14 protein-coding genes are annotated in these 18,670 nt (G+C 73.6%); 6 read left to right on the forward strand and 8 right to left on the reverse strand.

Translation table 11 applies throughout. The features are described 5' to 3' along the window. Nucleotides 1-34: 34 nt before the first annotated feature. From Srubr_RS22905 to miaA, 5 genes are all read right to left on the reverse strand, one after another. The gene (locus Srubr_RS22905; protein ID WP_189997281.1) at nucleotides 35-1,606 is read right to left on the reverse strand and encodes a M1 family metallopeptidase; all 1,572 of its coding nucleotides are present in this window, start codon (nucleotides 1,604-1,606) and stop codon (nucleotides 35-37) included. 291 nt (nucleotides 1,607-1,897) lie between these two features. After that, nucleotides 1,898-4,147 carry a RelA/SpoT family protein gene (locus Srubr_RS22910; RefSeq protein WP_189997282.1) on the reverse strand — a complete coding sequence of 750 codons (2,250 nt, stop codon included), beginning with the start codon at nucleotides 4,145-4,147 and terminating at the stop codon, nucleotides 1,898-1,900. 186 nt (nucleotides 4,148-4,333) lie between these two features. Further along, entirely contained in the window at nucleotides 4,334-5,203 is an 870-nt protein-coding gene (dapF, locus tag Srubr_RS22915) for a diaminopimelate epimerase (RefSeq protein WP_189997283.1), read from the reverse strand. A gap of 52 nt (nucleotides 5,204-5,255) precedes the next feature. Then, nucleotides 5,256-5,705, reverse strand: coding sequence for a hypothetical protein (locus Srubr_RS22920; protein WP_308439923.1), 450 nt, complete (start codon nucleotides 5,703-5,705; stop codon nucleotides 5,256-5,258). A 428-nt stretch (nucleotides 5,706-6,133) separates the two neighbouring features. Beyond that, the gene (gene miaA, locus Srubr_RS22925) at nucleotides 6,134-7,072 is read right to left on the reverse strand and encodes a tRNA (adenosine(37)-N6)-dimethylallyltransferase MiaA (RefSeq protein WP_189997284.1); all 939 of its coding nucleotides are present in this window, start codon (nucleotides 7,070-7,072) and stop codon (nucleotides 6,134-6,136) included. 252 nt (nucleotides 7,073-7,324) lie between these two features. Between miaA and Srubr_RS22930 the strand changes: the two genes are divergently transcribed. Then, the gene (locus Srubr_RS22930) at nucleotides 7,325-7,609 is read left to right on the forward strand and encodes an antitoxin (RefSeq protein ID WP_189997285.1); all 285 of its coding nucleotides are present in this window, start codon (nucleotides 7,325-7,327) and stop codon (nucleotides 7,607-7,609) included. Between the two features lie 23 nt (nucleotides 7,610-7,632). Here Srubr_RS22930 and Srubr_RS22935 read toward each other — a convergent pair whose 3' ends face one another. Further along, nucleotides 7,633-8,346, reverse strand: coding sequence for a class III extradiol dioxygenase subunit B-like domain-containing protein (locus Srubr_RS22935; protein ID WP_189997286.1), 714 nt, complete (start codon nucleotides 8,344-8,346; stop codon nucleotides 7,633-7,635). A 212-nt stretch (nucleotides 8,347-8,558) separates the two neighbouring features. Continuing rightward, the gene (miaB, locus tag Srubr_RS22940; protein WP_189997287.1) at nucleotides 8,559-10,088 is read right to left on the reverse strand and encodes a tRNA (N6-isopentenyl adenosine(37)-C2)-methylthiotransferase MiaB; all 1,530 of its coding nucleotides are present in this window, start codon (nucleotides 10,086-10,088) and stop codon (nucleotides 8,559-8,561) included. Between the two features lie 440 nt (nucleotides 10,089-10,528). Between miaB and Srubr_RS22945 the strand changes: the two genes are divergently transcribed. Both Srubr_RS22945 and Srubr_RS22950 read left to right on the forward strand, forming a co-directional pair. Beyond that, nucleotides 10,529-11,050 carry a regulator component gene (locus Srubr_RS22945; protein WP_189997288.1) on the forward strand — a complete coding sequence of 174 codons (522 nt, stop codon included), beginning with the start codon at nucleotides 10,529-10,531 and terminating at the stop codon, nucleotides 11,048-11,050. Continuing rightward, entirely contained in the window at nucleotides 11,037-12,209 is a 1,173-nt protein-coding gene (locus Srubr_RS22950; protein ID WP_229926810.1) for an MAB_1171c family putative transporter, read from the forward strand. Before Srubr_RS22945 ends, Srubr_RS22950 begins: the two co-directional genes overlap by 14 nt. Before the next feature lie 783 nt (nucleotides 12,210-12,992). On the opposite strand, the gene Srubr_RS22955 is transcribed toward Srubr_RS22950, so the two are convergent. Beyond that, on the reverse strand, nucleotides 12,993-13,814 hold the full coding sequence (locus tag Srubr_RS22955) for an SDR family NAD(P)-dependent oxidoreductase (RefSeq protein ID WP_189997289.1): 822 nt from the start codon (nucleotides 13,812-13,814) through the stop codon (nucleotides 12,993-12,995). Between the two features lie 600 nt (nucleotides 13,815-14,414). Between Srubr_RS22955 and Srubr_RS22960 the strand changes: the two genes are divergently transcribed. From Srubr_RS22960 to Srubr_RS22970, 3 genes are all read left to right on the forward strand, one after another. Next, entirely contained in the window at nucleotides 14,415-15,437 is a 1,023-nt protein-coding gene (locus tag Srubr_RS22960) for a LacI family DNA-binding transcriptional regulator (protein ID WP_189997290.1), read from the forward strand. A gap of 703 nt (nucleotides 15,438-16,140) precedes the next feature. Further along, the gene (locus tag Srubr_RS22965) at nucleotides 16,141-17,268 is read left to right on the forward strand and encodes a GH12 family glycosyl hydrolase domain-containing protein (RefSeq protein ID WP_189997291.1); all 1,128 of its coding nucleotides are present in this window, start codon (nucleotides 16,141-16,143) and stop codon (nucleotides 17,266-17,268) included. Between the two features lie 127 nt (nucleotides 17,269-17,395). Beyond that, nucleotides 17,396-18,514 (forward strand): lytic polysaccharide monooxygenase, encoded by a 1,119-nt coding sequence (locus tag Srubr_RS22970; RefSeq protein ID WP_189997292.1) that lies wholly within the window; start codon nucleotides 17,396-17,398, stop codon nucleotides 18,512-18,514. The last annotated feature ends 156 nt before the right edge of the window (nucleotides 18,515-18,670 follow it).

Raw genomic sequence — 18,670 nt, forward strand, 5'->3', positions numbered from 1 at the left:
ATGGTCGCACGGGACGGCACGTCTCGTCACCGGGTTATCGCCTCAGGTGGGGCTCGGCCGCCTTGGGTGCCGCGGCCGGCTTCCAGTCCGGGTGGCCGGGCATCGGCGGGGTCTTCTCGCCGTACAGCCAGGGCCGCAGGAAGCCGTCGAGGTCGCGGCCGGCGACGGCCGAGGCCAGCCGGACGAAGTCGGCGGTGGTGGCGGTGGCGTCGCGGTGCCGCTGGACCCAGAGCCGCTCCAGCCGCTCGAAGGCCGGCCGGCCGATCTCCTGCCGCAGGGCGTAGAGGACGAGGGCGGCGCCGTCGTAGACGTTGGGCCGGAACAGGTCGATCTTCTGGCCGGGGGCGGGCGGCTTGGGCCGGGCGGGCGGGCCGCCGGCCTCGCGCCAGCGGTCGGAGGCGCCGTACGCGTCCTTCATCCGCCGCTCCAGCGGCCGCTTCGCGGTCTCCTCGCTGTACAGCGCCTCGTACCAGGTGGCGTGCCCCTCGTTCAGCCAGACGTCGGACCAGGCGCGCGGGGTGACGCTGTCGCCGAACCACTGGTGGGACAGCTCGTGCACCATGATCGATTCCAGATACCACTCGGGGTAGCCGGGCTCGGTGAACAGGCTCTTCTCGAAGAGGGAGAGGGTCTGGGTCTCCAGTTCGAAACCCGTGGACGCCTGCGCCATGAGCACGCCATAGGTTTCGAAGGGGTACCGGCCGACCTTGCCCTCCATCCAGGCGATCTGGTCCGGGGTCTTCGCCAGCCACGGTTCGAGGGCCTCGCGGGCGGCGGCGGGGACGACGTCGCGCAGGGGCAGCCCGTGCGGTCCCTCGCGGCGGACCACGGCGGAGCGGCCGATGGAGACCTGGGCGAGTTCGGTGGCCATGGGGTGCCGGTTGCGGTAGGTCCAGGTGGTGGTGGCACCGTGCCGGGCGGCTCCGGTGGGCAGGCCGTTGGCGACGGCCGTGTAGGCGTTGGGCGCGGTGATCCGGAAGGCGAACATCGCCTTGTCGGACGGATGGTCGTTGCACGGGAACACCAGGTGGGCGGCGTCCGCCTGGTTGGCCATGGCGAGCCCGTCGGCGGTGCGCACCCAGCCGCCCTGCTGGTCCTTGCCGTAGACGGGGTCGCTGGTGTGCCGCACGGTGATCCGGAACCGGCGGCCCTCGGCCAGAGGGTGGCGCGGGGTGACGACCAGGTCCTCGCCGGCGCTGGTGAACCCGGCCGGGAGTCCGTCGGCCTCGACCGAGCGGACGGTGCCATGGGTGAAGTCGAGGTTGACGCGCTCCAGGTCGGCGGTGGCCCTGGCGTCGATGGTGGTCACGGCCTCCAGCGGCTTGTCCTGGGCGGTGTAGGTGAAGTCCAGGGCGTACGAGTCGACGTCGTAGCCGGGGTTGCCCAGGTACGGGTAGAGCCGGTCGCCGACACCGAGGGGCTCGGCCGGGGCCGCGGCGGCGACCAGGCAGAGAGAGACGGCGGAGGCGAGCAGGGCTGCCTTGCGGCACCGGGACCTTGCGGACCGGGCGCGGTGGGGAGAGGGCTCAAGCTGGGGCTGGAGGGGCTGCGGGGAGTACTCGGGCAAGGCCCGGGGGTGGAGGCGGGGGCGGGGGTTGAGCGGCATGGACCACCGCTACCAGGGCGGGCCCGCCGCACGGCGACGACGCGCGTCCGGCCCACTCGAACGGGTAGACCGGACGCCGTCGTCAGGAGGCGGTGCGAAGGGTGGGGCGGGTGCTTGGGCAGGGGGTGGTGTGGCTGCTGTGGCTGGCGCCGCGGTCGAGGGGCAGCCGCCGGCAGACCGGGAAACAGGGGGCGGGCCGCAGTGCCGTCGGCGGAGCCGGGAGGCAACGGGTGCGGGCCTGGCCGCCGCCGGTGGGTGACGGCGGGGCGGCCGGAGTGCGGAGCGGTGTCGTCAGGGGGCCGGCGCCTGGTGCTGGGCGCGGCTCACGTCGTACACCCCCGGTACGTCCCGCATGGCCCGCATCAGGGCCGGCAGGCGGGAGGCGTCGGGGAGCTGGAGGGTGTAGGTGTGGCGCACCCGCTGCTGGCTGGGCGGTTCGACGGTGGCGGAGACGATCTCGGCGCCCGCCAGGGCGATGGCCTCCGTGAGGTCGGCCAGCAGATGGGGGCGGCCGAACGATTCAGCGACCAGGGTGACCCGGCACTCGGCGGTGTCCCCCCAGCGCACGCCGATCTCCGCGCGCCCCAGGCCCTTCATGTGCGCCACCGCCGCGCACTCCGCACGGTGCACGGTCACCGCTCCCCCGCGCACCGCGAACCCGGTGATCTCGTCCGGCGGTACGGGCGTACAGCACCCGGCGAGCCGTACGGTGGCGCCGGGCCGGTCCGCGAGGACGTCGGCGCGCCGGGGGCGCGGGGCCTCCGTGAAGGCGGCGGCCGTTGTCTCGCCGTCCCGGGCCGGGGCCGTACGGGCCTCGGCGGCGATCTGGGCGGGAGCGCGGTCGGCCGGCTCGGTCGCGCCGGCGTCGTCGTCCGTGCCGTCGCCGCCGCCGGGATGGGTGGCCAGCCAGCGCTGGATGGCGATGCGGGCGGCCGGTGTGTGGGCGTGGTCCAGCCATTCGCGGGACGGTTCGGACGCCGGGTCCTGGCCCATCAGGAGCTGGACGGTGTCGCCGTCGCGCAGGACCGTGCTGAGGGTGGCGAGCCGGCCGTTGACCCGGGCGCCGATACAGGCGTGCGCGTCCTCGCCGTACTGCGCGTAGGCGGCGTCCACGCAGGTGGCGCCCTCGGGCAGGCCGAGCGTGCCGCCGTCGGGGCGGAAGACGGTGATCTCGCGGTCCTGCGCGAGGTCCTCGCGCAGGGTGGACCAGAAGGTGTCGGGGTCGGGGGCGGCCCGCTGCCATTCGAGGAGGCGGGAGAGCCAGCCGGGACGGGTGGGGTCGACGCGCTCGCCCTCGGCGGGGGACGCGTCGTGCGCGGGGGCGTCGCAGGCGCCGGACTCGGGGGCGGGCGCGTACGGGTTGCCGAGGGCCACGACACCGGCCTCGGCGACCTTGTGCATCTGGTGGGTGCGGATGAGGACCTCGACCATCTGCCCGTCGGGCCGGGCGACCGCGGTGTGCAGGGACTGGTAGAGGTTGAACTTCGGTACGGCGATGAAGTCCTTGAACTCCGAGACCACCGGTGTCATGCAGGTGTGCAGTTCGCCGAGGACGGCGTAACAGTCGGCGTCCTCGTTGACCAGCACCAGCAGGCGGCCGAAGTCCGTGCCGCGCAGCCGGCCGCGCTTGCGGGCCACCCGGTGGACGGAGACGAAGTGCCGGGGGCGGATGAGGACCTCGGCCGGGATGTCGGCCTCGCGCAGCACCCCGCGCACCTCCTCGGCCACCTCGGCGAGCGGGTCGCCGGGGCGGGCGGCGTTCTCCGCGATGAGCTCGCGGGTACGGGCGTACTCCTCGGGGTGCAGGACGGCGAAGACCAGGTCCTCCAGCTCGGTCTTGAGGGCCTGCACGCCGAGGCGCTCGGCGAGCGGGATGAGGACGTCACGGGTGACCTTGGCGATCCGGGCCTGTTTCTCGGGGCGCATCACACCGAGCGTGCGCATGTTGTGCAGGCGGTCGGCGAGTTTGATCGACATCACGCGCACGTCGTTGCCGGTGGCGACGAGCATCTTGCGGAAGGTCTCCGGTTCGGCGGCGGCTCCGTAGTCGACCTTCTCCAGTTTCGTGACGCCGTCGACCAGGTAACGCACCTCCTCCCCGAACTGCTCCCGCACCTGTTCGAGCGTCACGTCGGTGTCCTCGACCGTGTCGTGCAGCAGAGAGGCCGTCAGCGTCGTGGTCTCCGCGCCGAGTTCGGCGAGGATCAGGGTCACGGCGAGGGGGTGCGTGATGTACGGCTCGCCGCTCTTGCGGGTCTGGCCGCGGTGCGAGGACTCGGCCAGGACGTAGGCGCGGCGCAGGGGTTCGAGGTCGGCGTCGGGGTGGTGGGCGCGGTGCGCCTCCACGACGTGGCCGATCGCGTCGGGCAGTTTGTCGCGGGTGGCGGAGCCGAGCAGCGCGGCGCGGCCGAGCCGGCGCAGGTCGATCCGGGGCCGGGCCTTTCTGCGCGGCGCCGCGGGCGCCGCGGACGCGGTGAGCGCCTGCGGCACCGGGGGCGCCGCCGGACCAGCGGTCGCAGGGTTCGTGGCCTCCGCACTCATGGGCACCTCCGGCTCGTGGACCGGCGGACGGAGTCCCGGGGCACACGCGGCTCAGGGTTGGCGGCATTCCCCCGTCCGTGCCGGTGCTTGATGCTACCGAGCTCGCCACGCCCGACCGACCGCCTCCGGCCCAGCGTGAAACGGATCACCCATTCGAGCGACGAAATCGAGGTTTAAGTTTTTCGATCAGCCGAGCGCCTGCGCCAGCCACTCGGCGTCGATCTCGCCCTCGGCGACGATCACGGCGGGTCCGGTCATCTCGATCTCGCCGTCCGGCCGCTCGGTGATGACCAGGCGTCCGCCGGGCACGTCGACGGTGTACGTGGCCGGGGTGCCGGTGACGGCCGGGTCGGCGCCGTCCCGGCGGGCGGCGGCCACGGCGACGGCGCACGCGCCCGTGCCGCACGAGCGGGTCTCGCCGGAGCCGCGCTCGTGCACGCGCATGGCGACGTGCCGGGGGCCCCGGTCGACGACGAACTCGACGTTCACACCGTCCGGGTAGACGCTCGCCGGGCTGACCGGCGGCGCGGTGCGCAGATCGCCGGCGTGCGCCAGGTCGGCCACGAAGGCCACCGCGTGGGGGTTGCCCATGTTGACGTTGCGCGCGGGCCAGCTGCGCTCGGCGACGGTCACCGTGACGTCCCCTTCGGGGAGCCGGGCACGGCCCATCCCGATCGTGATGTCACCGTCCTTCGCGATGTGGACAGTCTTCACGCCCGCGCGCGTGGCGATCGCCAGGTCGCCTTCGGTCACATGTCCGGCGTGCTGGAGGTAGCGCGCGAACACACGGGTGCCGTTGCCGCACATCTCGGCGATCGAGCCGTCGCCGTTGCGGTAGTCCATGAACCACTCGGCCTCGCCGGCCATCGCCCGGGCCTCCGGGTGCGCCGCGGACCGTACGACGCGCAGCAGGCCGTCGCCTCCGATGCCCGCCCGGCGGTCGCACAGCGCGGCCACGGCTGCCGGGGACAGGTCGAAAGCGTTCTCCGGGTCCGGGAGGATCACGAAGTCGTTCTCCGTGCCGTGACCCTTGAGGAAGGCGATCCGTGTGCTCATTCCTCGATCGTACGGGAGGGCACCGACAGCGGGCCGGGGCAGGCCGGGCGGCTCAGCGGAGCCTCGCCACCCGCCAGACGGCGAGGACGACCACCAAGGCCACCAGGAGGACGTAGCCGAGGACGACCCGCCAGTCCGGGCGGCGGCCCGAGCCGCGCGGGGGCAGGCCCGGCCAGGTGTAGCCGACCCGGCGGGCGGCCATCATGCCCCAGCCCGCGGCGCAGGAGCAGATCAGCAGGCCGAGCATGGCGATGACCGCGCCGCTGTCGCCGAAGTCGAAGGCGAGCGGGAAGGCGAACATCAGGGAGCCGACGGCGCCGAGGCCCACGATGGGTGCCAGCTGCCAGATGCGCAGCCGGCGCTGCGGGCGCAGTTCGACCTCGACCTCCGGGCCGCCCGGGTACATCTCCTCGGGCGCCGGTCCGTCGGCGGTGACACCGCCCTGGGTGTCGTCGGGGCCGTCGTCGGCGAGACGGTCGTCGGTCAGGCGGTCCGCGGACAGGGGATCGGCGGGAGGAAGGCCGGCGGCAGGGCGGTCAGCGGCACGGGGGTCCGCCGCCAGGCGGTCGCCGGGCACGGGGTCCGCCGCCCGGGGGTTTCCGGTCGGGTGGTCGTCCGCCCGGGGGTTTCCGGTCGGATGGTCGTCCGTCGGGCCGTGGCCGGGAGGGCCGCCGTGCGGACGGCCGGTGTGGGGCCCGTCCTCGGAGGAGCCGTTCTTCCGGGGGTGGTACTCGTGCGGGTGGTCCGCGCCCGGGCCGGGGTCGTCACTCTCCGTGGTGACGGGCTCGGTGCTTTGTGCGGTGTCGCGAGGGCCGGCCTCCATCGCCACGCGCCCTCCCAACTAGGCTCCACTTGGTCGATCGAAGCTCGATGATGGCACGGCGCCGCAGGCCGCGATGACCGGCGGCGCATCCCGATGCCATGACGTGATCAGGCTGTAACCGGTCGTTCGACCAACGCCAGGGCCTGCTGCGGAAGTTCCTCGCGGTCCGCGGCGGCCCCACTCAACCAGTGCACCCGGGGGTCCCGCCTGAACCACGAATCCTGGCGGCGCGCGAAGCGCTTCGTGGCACGCACGGTCTCGGCCCGCGCTTCCGCTTCGGTGCACTCCCCGGCCAGCGCCGCGAGTACCTGCTGGTAGCCGAGCGCGCGCGAGGACGTGCGCCCCTCGCGCAGTCCCTGCGCCTCCAGTGCGCGTACCTCGTCCACGAGACCCGCCTCCCACATCCGGTCGACGCGCCGCGCGATGCGGTCGTCCAGTTCCGGGCGGGCGACGTCGACACCGATCTGGACGGTGTCGTACACCGAGTCGTGGCCCGGCAGATTGGCCGTGAAGGGCCGGCCGGTGATCTCGATCACCTCCAGCGCGCGGACGATCCGGCGGCCGTTGCTCGGCAGGATCGCGCGGCCGGCCTCGGGGTCGGCGGCGGCCAGCCGGGCGTGCAGGGCGCCCGGGCCGCGCAGCGCCAGCTCCTCCTCCAGCCGGGCCCGGACCTCGGGGTCGGTGCCGGGGAACTCCAGGTTGTCGACGGCTCCCCGGACGTAGAGGCCGGAGCCGCCGACCAGGATGGGCCAGCGGCCCTCGGCGAGCAGCGCGTCGATCCGCGCGCGGGCCAGTTTCTGGTACTCGGCGACCGAGGCGGTGACCGTCACGTCCCAGATGTCCAGCAGGTGGTGCGGGACGCCGCCGCGTTCCCCGGGCGTCAGCTTCGCGGTACCGATGTCCATCCCCCGGTACAGCTGCATGGAGTCGGCGTTGACGACCTCGCCGCCGAGTTGCTGGGCCAGGAAGACACCGAGATCGGACTTTCCGGCCGCGGTGGGGCCTACGACGGCGATGACGCGGGGGGCGACGGGTGCACTGCTCACCGCACCAGTCTCGCAAACGCCCCGGAGACGCCTCGAAGGAGTCGGCCGGCGGTGCCTGTCCACCGGCTGCCCGGCGGATAGGCAGCGGGTCGGGCGGGTACGCATCGGGCGACGCGGGAAACCGCCCGCACGAGTACCGTATGGAGTGGATTCGGGCGTGTTCGCACGGTTTTCCTGAACGGTTTCCCGTCAGGTGGACGACGCGGTCGGCGAGGGCGACCGCGGGCAACCGCCCGCGAGGGAAGGTGGACCATGGGTCTGATGGACAACATGAAGGCCAGGCTGGGCCCGGCCAAGGACAAGGTCTCGGACCTCGCCCGGCAGCATGGGGACAAGGTCCAGCACGGGATCGACAGGGCCGCCAAGGCCGTCGACGAGCGGACCAAGGGCAAGTACAGCGACAGGATCCAGGCGGGCACGGGCAAGGCCAAGGAGGCCATGGACCGCCTCGCGCACAAGAGCGGCCCCACGGCGACGCCGCCGCCCCCCGACCCGACGACCCCGACCCGCCCGGAGGGACCGCCACCGACTTCATGAGGAAGTCCGGTCGATGAGGAAGTTCAGGACCAGGTAGCGACCAGGTACCCCACCCCGTACGGCGCGTCCTCGTACAGCAGCGTGCCGGTGAGGCGGGCCTCGTGCGCCGCGCCGGCGAGGATCTGCCAAGGGGCGCGGCCGGCCGCCTTCAGTTCACGGGCGAGCTCGGGGTCCAGCGCCCGCAGGGCCGCCACGTCGGCGGCCCCGAGCGCCCGCGCCGCCTCCGCGTCGAAGGGCGCCGCGCGCTCGTCCAGGTACCCGGGCGCCTTGAGGGTGCGGCTGGCGCTGGCGTCGCCCATCACCAGCAGCGCCACGCGTTCGGCCCGGCCGGCCAATTCCCGGCCGGTCTCGGCGCACCGTTCGGGCTCCAGCGTGTCGGCGACGCCGAGCCCCTCGACGGGGGCGTCCGCCCAGCCGGTCCGCTCCAGCAGCCAGGCGCCGACGGCCAGCGAGGCCGGCAGCTCGCGGTCGGGGGCGGCGCCGGTGGCGGGGCCCAGACGTACGTCCACGTCGACCCCGAACCCGCGGAACGTGCCCGGGGTACCCTGCGGAAACGGGCCGCGCCCGCCCGGCTCGGCCGTGCCGACGACCACCAGCAGGTCGGGGCGGGCCGCGGCGAGCACGCCGAGCGCGTCCGAGCAGGCCGCGCGTGCGGCGTCCAGTTCTGGTGCGGCACCCGCGGCGACCTCGGGCACGAGCAGCGGGGGGCAGGGGCAGACTGCGGCGGCGACAAGCATGGTCGGCAGGTTAACTCCCCGCGCTGACCGGCCGGGCGCCACCCTCGGTCACCGAGGATGTACGGCCCGGATGCCCGGGTACCCGTACGACTTGCGCCGTCCCGGTACCCCCGTACGGCCCAGGGCTCCCAGGTGCCGGTACGGCCTCGGGTCCCCGAGTGCCCGTACGACTCCGGGCGCCCGGGCCCCGTACGACCCTGCCTCGGCGGGCCTCAGTCGCAGCCGCAGCCGCTGCCCGCCGCCACCGGGAGGGGCTCGGGCACGCCGATCTTCGGCAGGCCCAGCATCACGCCCGCCGGCTTGGCGGTCTCCGCCGCGTTGCGCTTCTCCCAGGCGTCGCCCGCGCGCGTACGGCGCACGGCGAGTACGGGGCCCTCGGCGAGGAGGTGGTGCGGGGCGGCGTAGGTGACCTCGACGGTGACGACGTCGCCGGGGCGGACCTCCTGGCCGGGCTTGGTGAAGTGGACCAGGCGGTTGTCCGGGGCGCGGCCGGAGAGGCGGTGGGTGGCGCCGTCCTTGCGGCCCTCGCCCTCGGCGACCATCAGCTCCAGCGTGCGGCCGACCTGCTTCTTGTTCTCCTCCCAGGAGATCTCCTCCTGGAGGGCGACCAGCCGTTCGTAGCGCGCCTGGACGACCTCCTTGGGGATCTGGTTCTCCATGGTCGCGGCGGGGGTGCCGGGGCGCTTGGAGTACTGGAAGGTGAACGCCTGGGCGAACCGGGCCTCGCGGACGACGTGCAGCGTCTGCTCGAAGTCCTCCTCGGTCTCACCGGGGAAGCCCACGATGATGTCGGTGGTGATCGCGGCGTGCGGGATGGCGGCCCGCACCTTCTCGATGATCCCCAGGTACCGCTCCTGGCGGTAGGAGCGGCGCATCGCCTTCAGGACCGTGTCCGAGCCGGACTGGAGCGGCATGTGCAGCTGGGGCATGACGTTCGGGGTCTCGGCCATGGCCGCGATCACGTCGTCCGTGAAGTCGCGCGGGTGCGGGGAGGTGAAGCGGACCCGCTCCAGGCCCTCGATCTTCCCGCAGGCGCGCAGCAGCTTGCTGAAGGCCTCGCGGTCGCCGATGTCGGAGCCGTAGGCGTTGACGTTCTGGCCGAGCAGCGTGATCTCCGAGACGCCCTCGCCGACCAGGGTCTCGATCTCGGCGAGGATGTCGCCGGGGCGGCGGTCCTTCTCCTTGCCGCGCAGCGCCGGGACGATGCAGAAGGTGCAGGTGTTGTTGCAGCCGACGGAGATCGACACCCAGGCCGCGTAGGCGCTCTCGCGGCGGGTCGGCAGCGTGGAGGGGAACGCCTCCAGGGACTCGGCGATCTCCACCTGCGCCTCCTCCTGGACGCGGGCGCGCTCCAGCAGGACGGGCAGCTTGCCGATGTTGTGCGTGCCGAAGACGACGTCCACCCAGGGCGCCTTCTTCACGATGGTGTCCCGGTCCTTCTGCGCGAGGCAGCCGCCGACCGCGATCTGCATGCCGGGGCGCGATGCCTTCTTCGGCGCGAGCCGGCCGAGGTTGCCGTAGAGCCGGTTGTCGGCGTTCTCCCGGACCGCGCAGGTGTTGAAGACGACGACGTCGGCGTCCCCGTCCGCGCCCTCGGGGGCCCGCACGTATCCGGCCTCTTCGAGCAGCCCGGCCAATCGCTCGGAGTCGTGGACGTTCATCTGGCACCCGTAGGTGCGGATCTCGTAACTCTTGGGGGCGGGAACGTCCACTGCCGGGCTCCGGTCGCTGCTGCTGGTCATGCGTTCCAGGGTAGGCGGTCCGCGGCGGCCGGTGTCCCGGGAGTTCCCAGGTGGCACGGCACCCCGACACAGGTGACAGGGACGATGCCACGCCCGCCCCCGCCGCCTGTGACGGCAGTCACAGATGTTTACCGGAGAGGCGTCCGCAAAGGCCGCGCGGGCAGGAGACGTTTTCCGCCAAAGGGCGACCGAAAGCCCGGGCCGGCGCGTGCAAAAGGGCGGACGACCTGCTTAGGTGGGCGGCAGCTTGCCCCCGGGACACGGTCCGTATCCGTACCGGCAAAGCCATTCCGGGGCCACACCGGACCACTTCACCGACGAGGAGGTCTCCGAGCGAGTGAGACGCCCAAGCGAGTCCGCGGTCGCCCCCGACTCGTCCGGGACGGGGAGCCGCCGCAGCCGTTCCGGACGGTGAGAACAGCGAACGGGGGTGACGTCAGGTGAGGAGAACGAGCGAGCACGCGGCCCTGCAGCGCAGGTGCGCCGCGATCCTGCGGGATCTCGGGGTGGACCGGTCGCTCACCCTGGAGGAGCTCCGCGCGCGGGTGGAGGAGCTGAGAGGCCGTCCGCTCGTGCTCCGGGAGCTGCCCGAGCAGGCGGCGGCCACCGGGGCGTGCGGGCTGTGGCTGGGCACCGAGGACGCCGACTACGTCTTCTACGAGACCAGGACGGCTCCCCTGCACCAGGAGCACATCATCCTGCACGAGATCGGCCATGTGCTGTGCGATCACCACCGGAGCTTCACGGACGACGGTGAGCAGCCGGCCGCCCGGCTCCTGGAGGCTCCCACGCCCCATCTCGTCAGGCGGCTGATGGCCAGAACCAGTTACACGACCACCGAGGAACAAGAAGCCGAGATGATCGCCAGCCTGATCCTGAGCGCCGGGAAGACCGGCCGGGTGGCGGGCCCCCTGGGACGCCTCGGCGCGTTCCTGGGGGTGACCGCCGATGCCGGTGACTGAGCTGGCGGCCCGGGTCGGACTCGCCAGCGTCGTCGCTCTCTGGTGCGCCCTCGGCTGGCGGGCGCGCCCGGCGCTGCGCGAGCCGCGGCTACGGGGGCTGTGGATCACCGTGCTGGCGGCGGCCACCGCGATCACGCTCTTCCAGCGGGGAGTCGTCACCGCGCTCACGTCCATCGGCATCGACGTTCACACGGTGTCGCTGGCGCGCAATCTGATCGGGGTCCTCAGCGCGGGACTGGTCCTGCTCTTCGTGGTGGACTGTCGGCGCTCCCCGCGGCTGCGCCGCTCGGTGGCGGCGGGGCTGACTGCGGCCCTGGCGGCGCTGCTCGTGCTGGATCTGCTGGGGGCCGGTGAGCCGATCGGGGCGGCGTCCGCGCAGCGGCCCGCGTCCGCGACGGCCGCCTACTGGCTGATCCTCAGCGTCGCCCACCTGCTCGGCGACGCCGTCGCCCTGGTGGTGTGCTGGCGCTACAGCCTGCGCACGACGGAACGCGATCTGGTGTGGTCGCTGCGGCTGTTCGCGGTGGGCAGCGTCCTCGCCGCGGTCTTCTGGTGCGGTTACCTCGGCCACCTCTACGGACTCGCGCCGTCCGTGCTGCCCTGGCTGTCCATGGTGATGGGGGCGCACGGCTTCCTGCGGGCGGCGTCGCTGCTGGTGCCCACCGCGACCGCGCTGGCCCGGACGGCCGCCGCGCTGCGGACCTCCTGGCGGCTGTGGCCGCTGTGGCGGGACCTGGTCACGGCGGTCCCCCACGTGGCGCTCGCCAGGCCCCGGCGCAGCCGGCTCCAGGAGGTGCTCCGGCCGCGCTACCCACCGGTGCTCCAGGCGCACCGGCAGACCATCGAGACGTACGACGCGCTGCTGACGCTCCAGCAGTACGTGCGGCCGGACGCCTACGAGCAGGCGCAGCGGCACGCCCGGCGGGCCGGGGTGCCGGAGGACCGCCTCGCCTGTGCGGCGCTGGCCGGCGCCGTGGGCCAGGCCCGGCGTGCCGTGCTCGTCGGCGTGCCGCCGTCCGACCCGCGCCCGCTGCCCGGGGTGACACACGGCAGTTCCGAGACCCTGCTGGGAATCGCCCGCATGTGGCCCTCCATGACCGACGCACTGCCTTGCCCCGCACAGCCCTCTCCCGCCACGGGCCACGCGGAGACGCGCTGACGGGCGACAGCCGGCGGGGACCGAGGCCGACGGGGACGGAACCCGGCGGGACCGACACTGACGGTCGCGAAGCCTGGCGGGACTGAGGCTGACGGCGGGAACCCGGCAGGGACGACGCTGACAGTGGCGGGAACCCTGCGGCGCTGAGGCTGACGGGAACCCTGCAGGGCCGACGCTGACGGTCGCGGAACGTCGCGGGACCGCGCGGGCGGTGCTGGAAGCGGGGACCCACTGACGGCGGCGGAAGTCGACGGGCACCTCTGTGCCGGAGGCGGAACTCGGCCGGACCGGGGTGCCGCGGCCCGGACGCGGCCGACCCACGGTGCCGCCGTCCCGTCCCAACCGACCCGCGCTGACGCCGCCCAGGCCGACGGGACCGCGCTGACGAGGCCCGGACCCGCCGAAACGCAAGGCCGCTGCCCGGACCCCGCCGACCCGCGGCGCCGCCCCGACCCGGCAGCACCGCGCTGATCGCGACGGCGGAACTCGCCGGAACCACTGTGCCGGAAGCGGCGTCGGCCGGATCACCGTACCGACGCCCCGGACCCGACCGAACCGCACGGCCACAACCTGGAACAACCAGCCCCCGCCGACGGCACCCGGACCCGACCGAACCGCACAGCCGCCGCCCGGCCAGTCGGCCCGCGCCGACGGCACCGGGACCCGGCCGGGTCGCGCCGACGGCGCCCGGAATCGGTCGGGCCGCGCCGACGGCGCCCTGAGTCGGTCGAGCCGGTGCCGGCGGCGGCCTGCTCCGCCGGGCCGAGCCGACGGGGGCCGGGCTCAGCCGAGGGTGGTGGCGCCGCGTGGCGTGATGCGGTAGTCGAACCCGAGCGTGCCGGGGTCGAGGGCCGTCGCCCCGCCGTCCACGGTGAGCACCGCTCCGTTGACGTAGGACGCCGCCGGGGACAGCAGCCAGGCGATCGCCTCCGCGACCTCGCGGGGCTCGCCGGGGCGGCCCTGGGGCAGCAGCCTGGTCGCCTCCGCGTAGGCGTCCTCCAAACCGCCGGGCAGCCGCTCCTCCTCCGCGAAGCGGACCATGCGCCGGTCGGCCATCTCGGTGCGCACCCATCCCGGGCACACGGTGTTGGCCCGCACGCCCTGCCGTCCGTAGTCCACGGCGACGGAACGGCACAGCTGGAGCAGGGCCGCCTTGGAGGTGGCGTACGGGGCATTGCTCGTGCCGTTGCGCAGCGCGGACACCGAGGCGACGGCGACCACCGCGCCCTTGGACTCCAGCAGGTGCGGGACAGCCGCGCGCAGCAGGAGCAGCGGGCCGGTGAGGTTGGTGCGCATCACGTCGTCCCAGTCGCGCAGCGACATGTCGCCGACGGCTCCGCCGCGCCCGATGCCCGCGTTCAGCACCACTCCGTCGAGCCGGCCGTACGTGTCCACAGCCGCCCGGACGAGTCCCTCGACCGCGTCGGGGTCCCCGATGTCCGACGGATGCGCCAGCGCGCCGGTCTCCTTCGCGAGGCGCTCCAGGGGCTCGGTCCGCCGGCCGGAGACCACCACGTGGTGCCCGGCCTCGCCGAGCAACCGGGCCGTGGCCTGTCCGATGCCCGAGCCTCCACCGGTCACGATGACAACCCTCTTGTCCTCCACCAGTTCCGGCTCCTTCCACCAAGATCGACGAGTGCGCCCAGCGGGTCGAGCTTAGGGCCCGGTGATCTCGGGGTGACGACTTCCGGCCAGCGCCCCGGGAGCGGCGGGGCACCCGCGCTGTGCTGCCGGTTCCGGGTGCCGGCGCCGGTACCCGGCCGGTGCCTGCCGGGGCCTGGGCGTCGCGGGCGACTGCCCGGCTCCGGTGCGGGTACGGCCCTGCGAACGCCCGGCGACCAGCCGGACACCGGGCCCACTGACCGTCCGGCCCTTCGCCGCACACCCGCGTCCGGTGGCCCCGGCGGCCCCGGCGGCCCCCGTAGGAGATCCGCTCCGGCTCCAGGCCGACTCCGGCTCCAGCCCCGGCACCGGCACCGGGCTTGCCCGCGTCACCACCGAACCAGCGAGTTCGCGCCGAGTTGGTGGTCCGGACCGCCGGGCGTCCGCGGCGGCGCCGGGCGCGCCGCCGCGCACCTGGGCAGCGGTCGACGCCGCCGGGGGCCTCCCGGGCGGTGGGCGCCATACCGGTCGTCGTCGGAAGAAGCCGTGTGCGCGATGCCCCGCGAATCGTAAGATCGGGGATCTCATGGGGGGAGGTGGTCAATGGGCAGGCGGCGCCCTGACACGCCGACGCTGGAGGAGGTGGCCGCCCGCGCAGGAGTGGGCCGGGGCACGGTCTCCCGCGTCGTCAACAACGCGGCGGGGGTGAGGGAATCGACGCGCCAGGCCGTGCAGCAGGCCATCGCCGAACTGGGGTACGTGCCCAATCTCGCGGCCCGGACCCTGGCCGGCCGGCGTGCCGACGCGGTCGCGCTGGTCGTCACGGAGCCGGACTGGCGGCTGTTCGCGGAGCCCTTCTTCTCGGAGATCGTCAGCTCGCTCGGCGACGCGCTGGCCGACACCGGGATGCAGTTGCTGCTGACGATGGTCCGCTCGGACACCGAACGCAAGCGCTTCTTGGAGTACGCGCGCGGCGGCCGGGTGGACGGCGCGCTACTGGTCTCGGTGCGCGCCGACGACACCCTGCCGGACATGCTCGCCGAGGCCCGGCTGCCGACCGTCATGCTGGGCCGCCGCTCGGGCGACGAGCACGTCAGCTACGTCGACGCGGACAACGCCGGCGGCGCCCGCAGCGCGGTCACCCATCTGCTGGCCACGGGCCACAAGGCGATCGCGACGATCACCGGGCCGCTGGACATGTACGTCGCCCAGTCCCGGCTGCGCGGCTACCGCCAGGCGCTCGCCGCGGCCGGGCTGAGCACCGACGAGTCCTGGATCGCCGAGGGCGACTTCACCGAGGAGAGCGGCCGGCGCGCCATGGCCCGGCTGCTCGAACGGCACCCGGAGGTCGACGCGGTGCTCGCCGCGTCGGACACCACGGCGGCCGGCGCGCTGCGGGAGCTGCACGCGACGGGACGCCGGGTGCCGGAGGACGTCGCCGTCATCGGTTTCGACGACTTCCCGCTGGCCGAACAGACCGAGCCCCGCCTGACCACGGTCCGCCAGCCGCTGGCGGAGATCGGCCGGGCGATGGTCCGGCTCCTGCTGGAGGAACTGGAGGAACCGTCCCTGGCCTGGCGCCATGTCATCCTCCGCACAGAGCTGATACGACGCGACTCGGCCTGACGCCGCCGGGTCCCGGAGCACGGTCCGAGGACACCGCCGGGCAACCGGGACCCGGCCCGGCGGCACGGCCGAGCGACGGCGGCTCGGGCCCGGCGACACGGCCGGGCGACGGGACACGGCACGGCCGAGCGACGGCGGCTCCGGCCCGGCGACACGGCCGAGCGACGGGACACGGCACGGCCGAGCGACGGGACAAGGCACGGCCGGGCGAGGGGACACCGCACGGCCGAGCGGCGTGGGCCCGGCTCGGGGCTACGGCTCGTGCGCGCGGTGGCTGCCGAGCGATGGCAGTGCGGTCGTCGGCGGCGGCCCTCGCCGGCATTCGAGTACCCCCGGAACGGCCCCGGCCGAACCGGCGCGGAGCCCTACAGCCCCGAGCTGTCCGAGCCCCGTCCACTCCGCTACCGAATCCGCCCGACCGGTTCCGGTCTGCGCCGGCCTCCGCCCCCGCAAATCCCGTCGTGCTTCACCCCGGTACCGGTCCGCACCCCCGCTTCCGGGAGCGCTCCCAGAAATCGCCGCCTCTCGAAACTATCGGCACCCCCACCCCACCTGCGCTTTCGAAACCTCTTCGACACATTGCCGCGCAACACCTTGTCAGGGACATGAACTCTCCCTACAGTCCCTGCCCAACGGAGGTAATGGGAGCGCTCCCATCTGCGCGGGAGCGCTCCCGCATCCGACCGTCCCCGAGAGGACCCGCATGCGACCGTCAACGCACCCCGTCCGTGGCGCGAGTGGTCTGGTCGGCGCGCTGCTCGCCGCGCTCGCCGCACTGGCGGCCCTGCTCACCACGGCCCCGGCGGCCCAGGCCGACACCGCGATCTGCGAACAGTACGGCTCGACGACGATCCAGGGCCGCTACGTCGTCCAGAACAACCGCTGGGGCACCAGCGAGACCCAGTGCATCAACGTCACGGACAGCGGCTTCCGGATCACCCAGGCCGACGGCTCGGTCCCGACGAACGGCGCCCCGAAGTCGTACCCGTCCGTCTTCAACGGCTGCCACTACACCAACTGCTCGCCCGGAACCAGCCTTCCGGCCCAGCTCAGCACCATCTCCAGCGCGCCCACCAGCATCTCGTACACCTACGTGAGCAACGCCGTGTACGACGCGGCGTACGACATCTGGCTCGACCCCACGCCCCGTACCGACGGCGTCAGCCGGACCGAGATCATGGTCTGGTTCAACAAGGTGGGTCCGATCCAGCCAGTGGGCTCGCAGGTCGGCACGGCCACCGTGGCCGGGCGCCAGTGGCAGGTGTGGTCCGGCAACAACGGCTCCAACGACGTGCTGTCCTTCGTCGCCCCGTCGGCGATCACCAGCTGGAGCTTCGACGTCATGGACTTCGCCCGGCAGGCCGTCGCCCGCGGACTGGCGCAGAACAACTGGTACCTGACGAGCGTGCAGGCCGGCTTCGAGCCCTGGCAGAACGGTGCCGGGCTCGCCGTGAACTCGTTCTCCTCCACGGTCAACACCGGCGGCGGCGGCCCGGGCGGCCCCGGGACCCCCGCGGCGTGCGAGGTGACGTACGCGACGAGCGTCTGGCCGGGCGGCTTCACCGCCGACGTCACCGTCACCAACACCTCCGCGACCCCGGTCGACGGATGGCGGCTCGCCTTCACCCTGCCCTCCGGACAGCGCGTCACCAGCGCCTGGAACGCCGGGATCACGCCGTCGTCCGGCGCGGTCATGGCCACGAACCTGGCTCACAACGGGCAGATCGCGGCCGGCGGCCGGGTGGCCTTCGGCTTCCAGGGCGCCTACCGCGGCACCTTCGCCGAGCCCGCCGGGTTCAGCCTCAACGGAACCGCCTGCACCACCGCGTGACGCACCCCCGCGTCCCGTCTCCCCCACGCACCCACCCCGAGGAGCGCACATGAGTCACCCACCGGACGGCACCCTCCCGGGGCCTACCGCCCGTCCGATCCAGCCGGTCCAACGGAAGGAGAGAATCGTGGCCCGACGCGGCAGGCTCCTGTCGGTCGTGGCGGCCTTGTCGACCCTGCTGGCCGCGCTCGGCCTGGCCCTGCTGGGACAGGGCAGTGCCAAGGCGCACGGCGTGGCGATGCTGCCCGGCTCCCGTACCTACCTGTGTTACCTGGACGGCCACACGGGGACCGGCGGGATGAACCCGACCAACCCCGCCTGCAAGGACGCGGTGGCCAAGAGCGGCGGGACGCCGCTGTACAACTGGTTCGCCGTGCTCGACTCCAACGCCGGTGGCCGCGGCGCCGGTTACGTTCCGGACGGCACCCTGTGCAGCGCCGGCGACCGGTCGCCGTACGACTTCTCCGCGTACAACGCCGCTCGCTCGGACTGGCCGCGCACCCACCTGACCAGCGGGGCGACGATCAAGGCGCAGTACAGCAACTGGGCGGCGCACCCGGGCAGCTTCCGGGTGTACCTCACCAAGCCCGGCTGGTCGCCGACCAGTACGCTGCGCTGGGCCGACCTCGACCTGATCCAGACGGTCACCAACCCGCCCCAGCAGGGCTCGGCCGGCACCGACGGCGGCCACTACTACTGGGACATGCAGCTGCCCGCCGGGCGCTCCGGTGACGCCCTGCTGTTCATCCAGTGGGTCCGCTCGGACAGCCAGGAGAACTTCTTCTCCTGCTCCGACATCGTCTTCGACGGCGGCCACGGCGAGGTGACGGGCATCGGCGGCTCCGGCACCACGCCCACCCCGGCGCCCACGCCCACCCCGACTCCGACCCCGACGCCCACCCCGAACCCGACGGACCCGCACACCGGTTCCTGCATGGCCACGTACTCCGTGGTCAGCGCGTGGAACGGCGGCTTCCAGGCGTCCGTCGAGGTGATGAACCACGGCACCACCCCGCTCGACGGCTGGGCCGTGGCCTGGAAACCAGGCACCGGTACCAAGATCAGCAGCCTGTGGAACGGTACGCAGGTGACGGCGTCCGACGGCACGGTCACCGTCCGCAACGCGGACCACAACCGGGTCATCGCGGCCGACGGCAGTACCACGTTCGGCTTCACCGCCACCTCCACCGGCAACAACCTGCCCGCCGGATCGATCGGTTGCGTCACGGCGCAGGGCACTTCCTGAGGACCGCGCACGACAGGCGCCGCCTCCCCGGCCCGCACCCGGGGAGGCGGCGCTTTCCGTCCGCCGACGGCCCCGACTCGGCTGCCGGGGCCCGCTGCCCTGATCCGGCCAGCCGGTTAGGGGCGTTGACAAGGCGGACGCGCACGACAAAGCATT

It is taken from the genome of Streptomyces rubradiris, assembly GCF_016860525.1.
GTDB classification, from domain to species: domain Bacteria; phylum Actinomycetota; class Actinomycetes; order Streptomycetales; family Streptomycetaceae; genus Streptomyces; species Streptomyces rubradiris.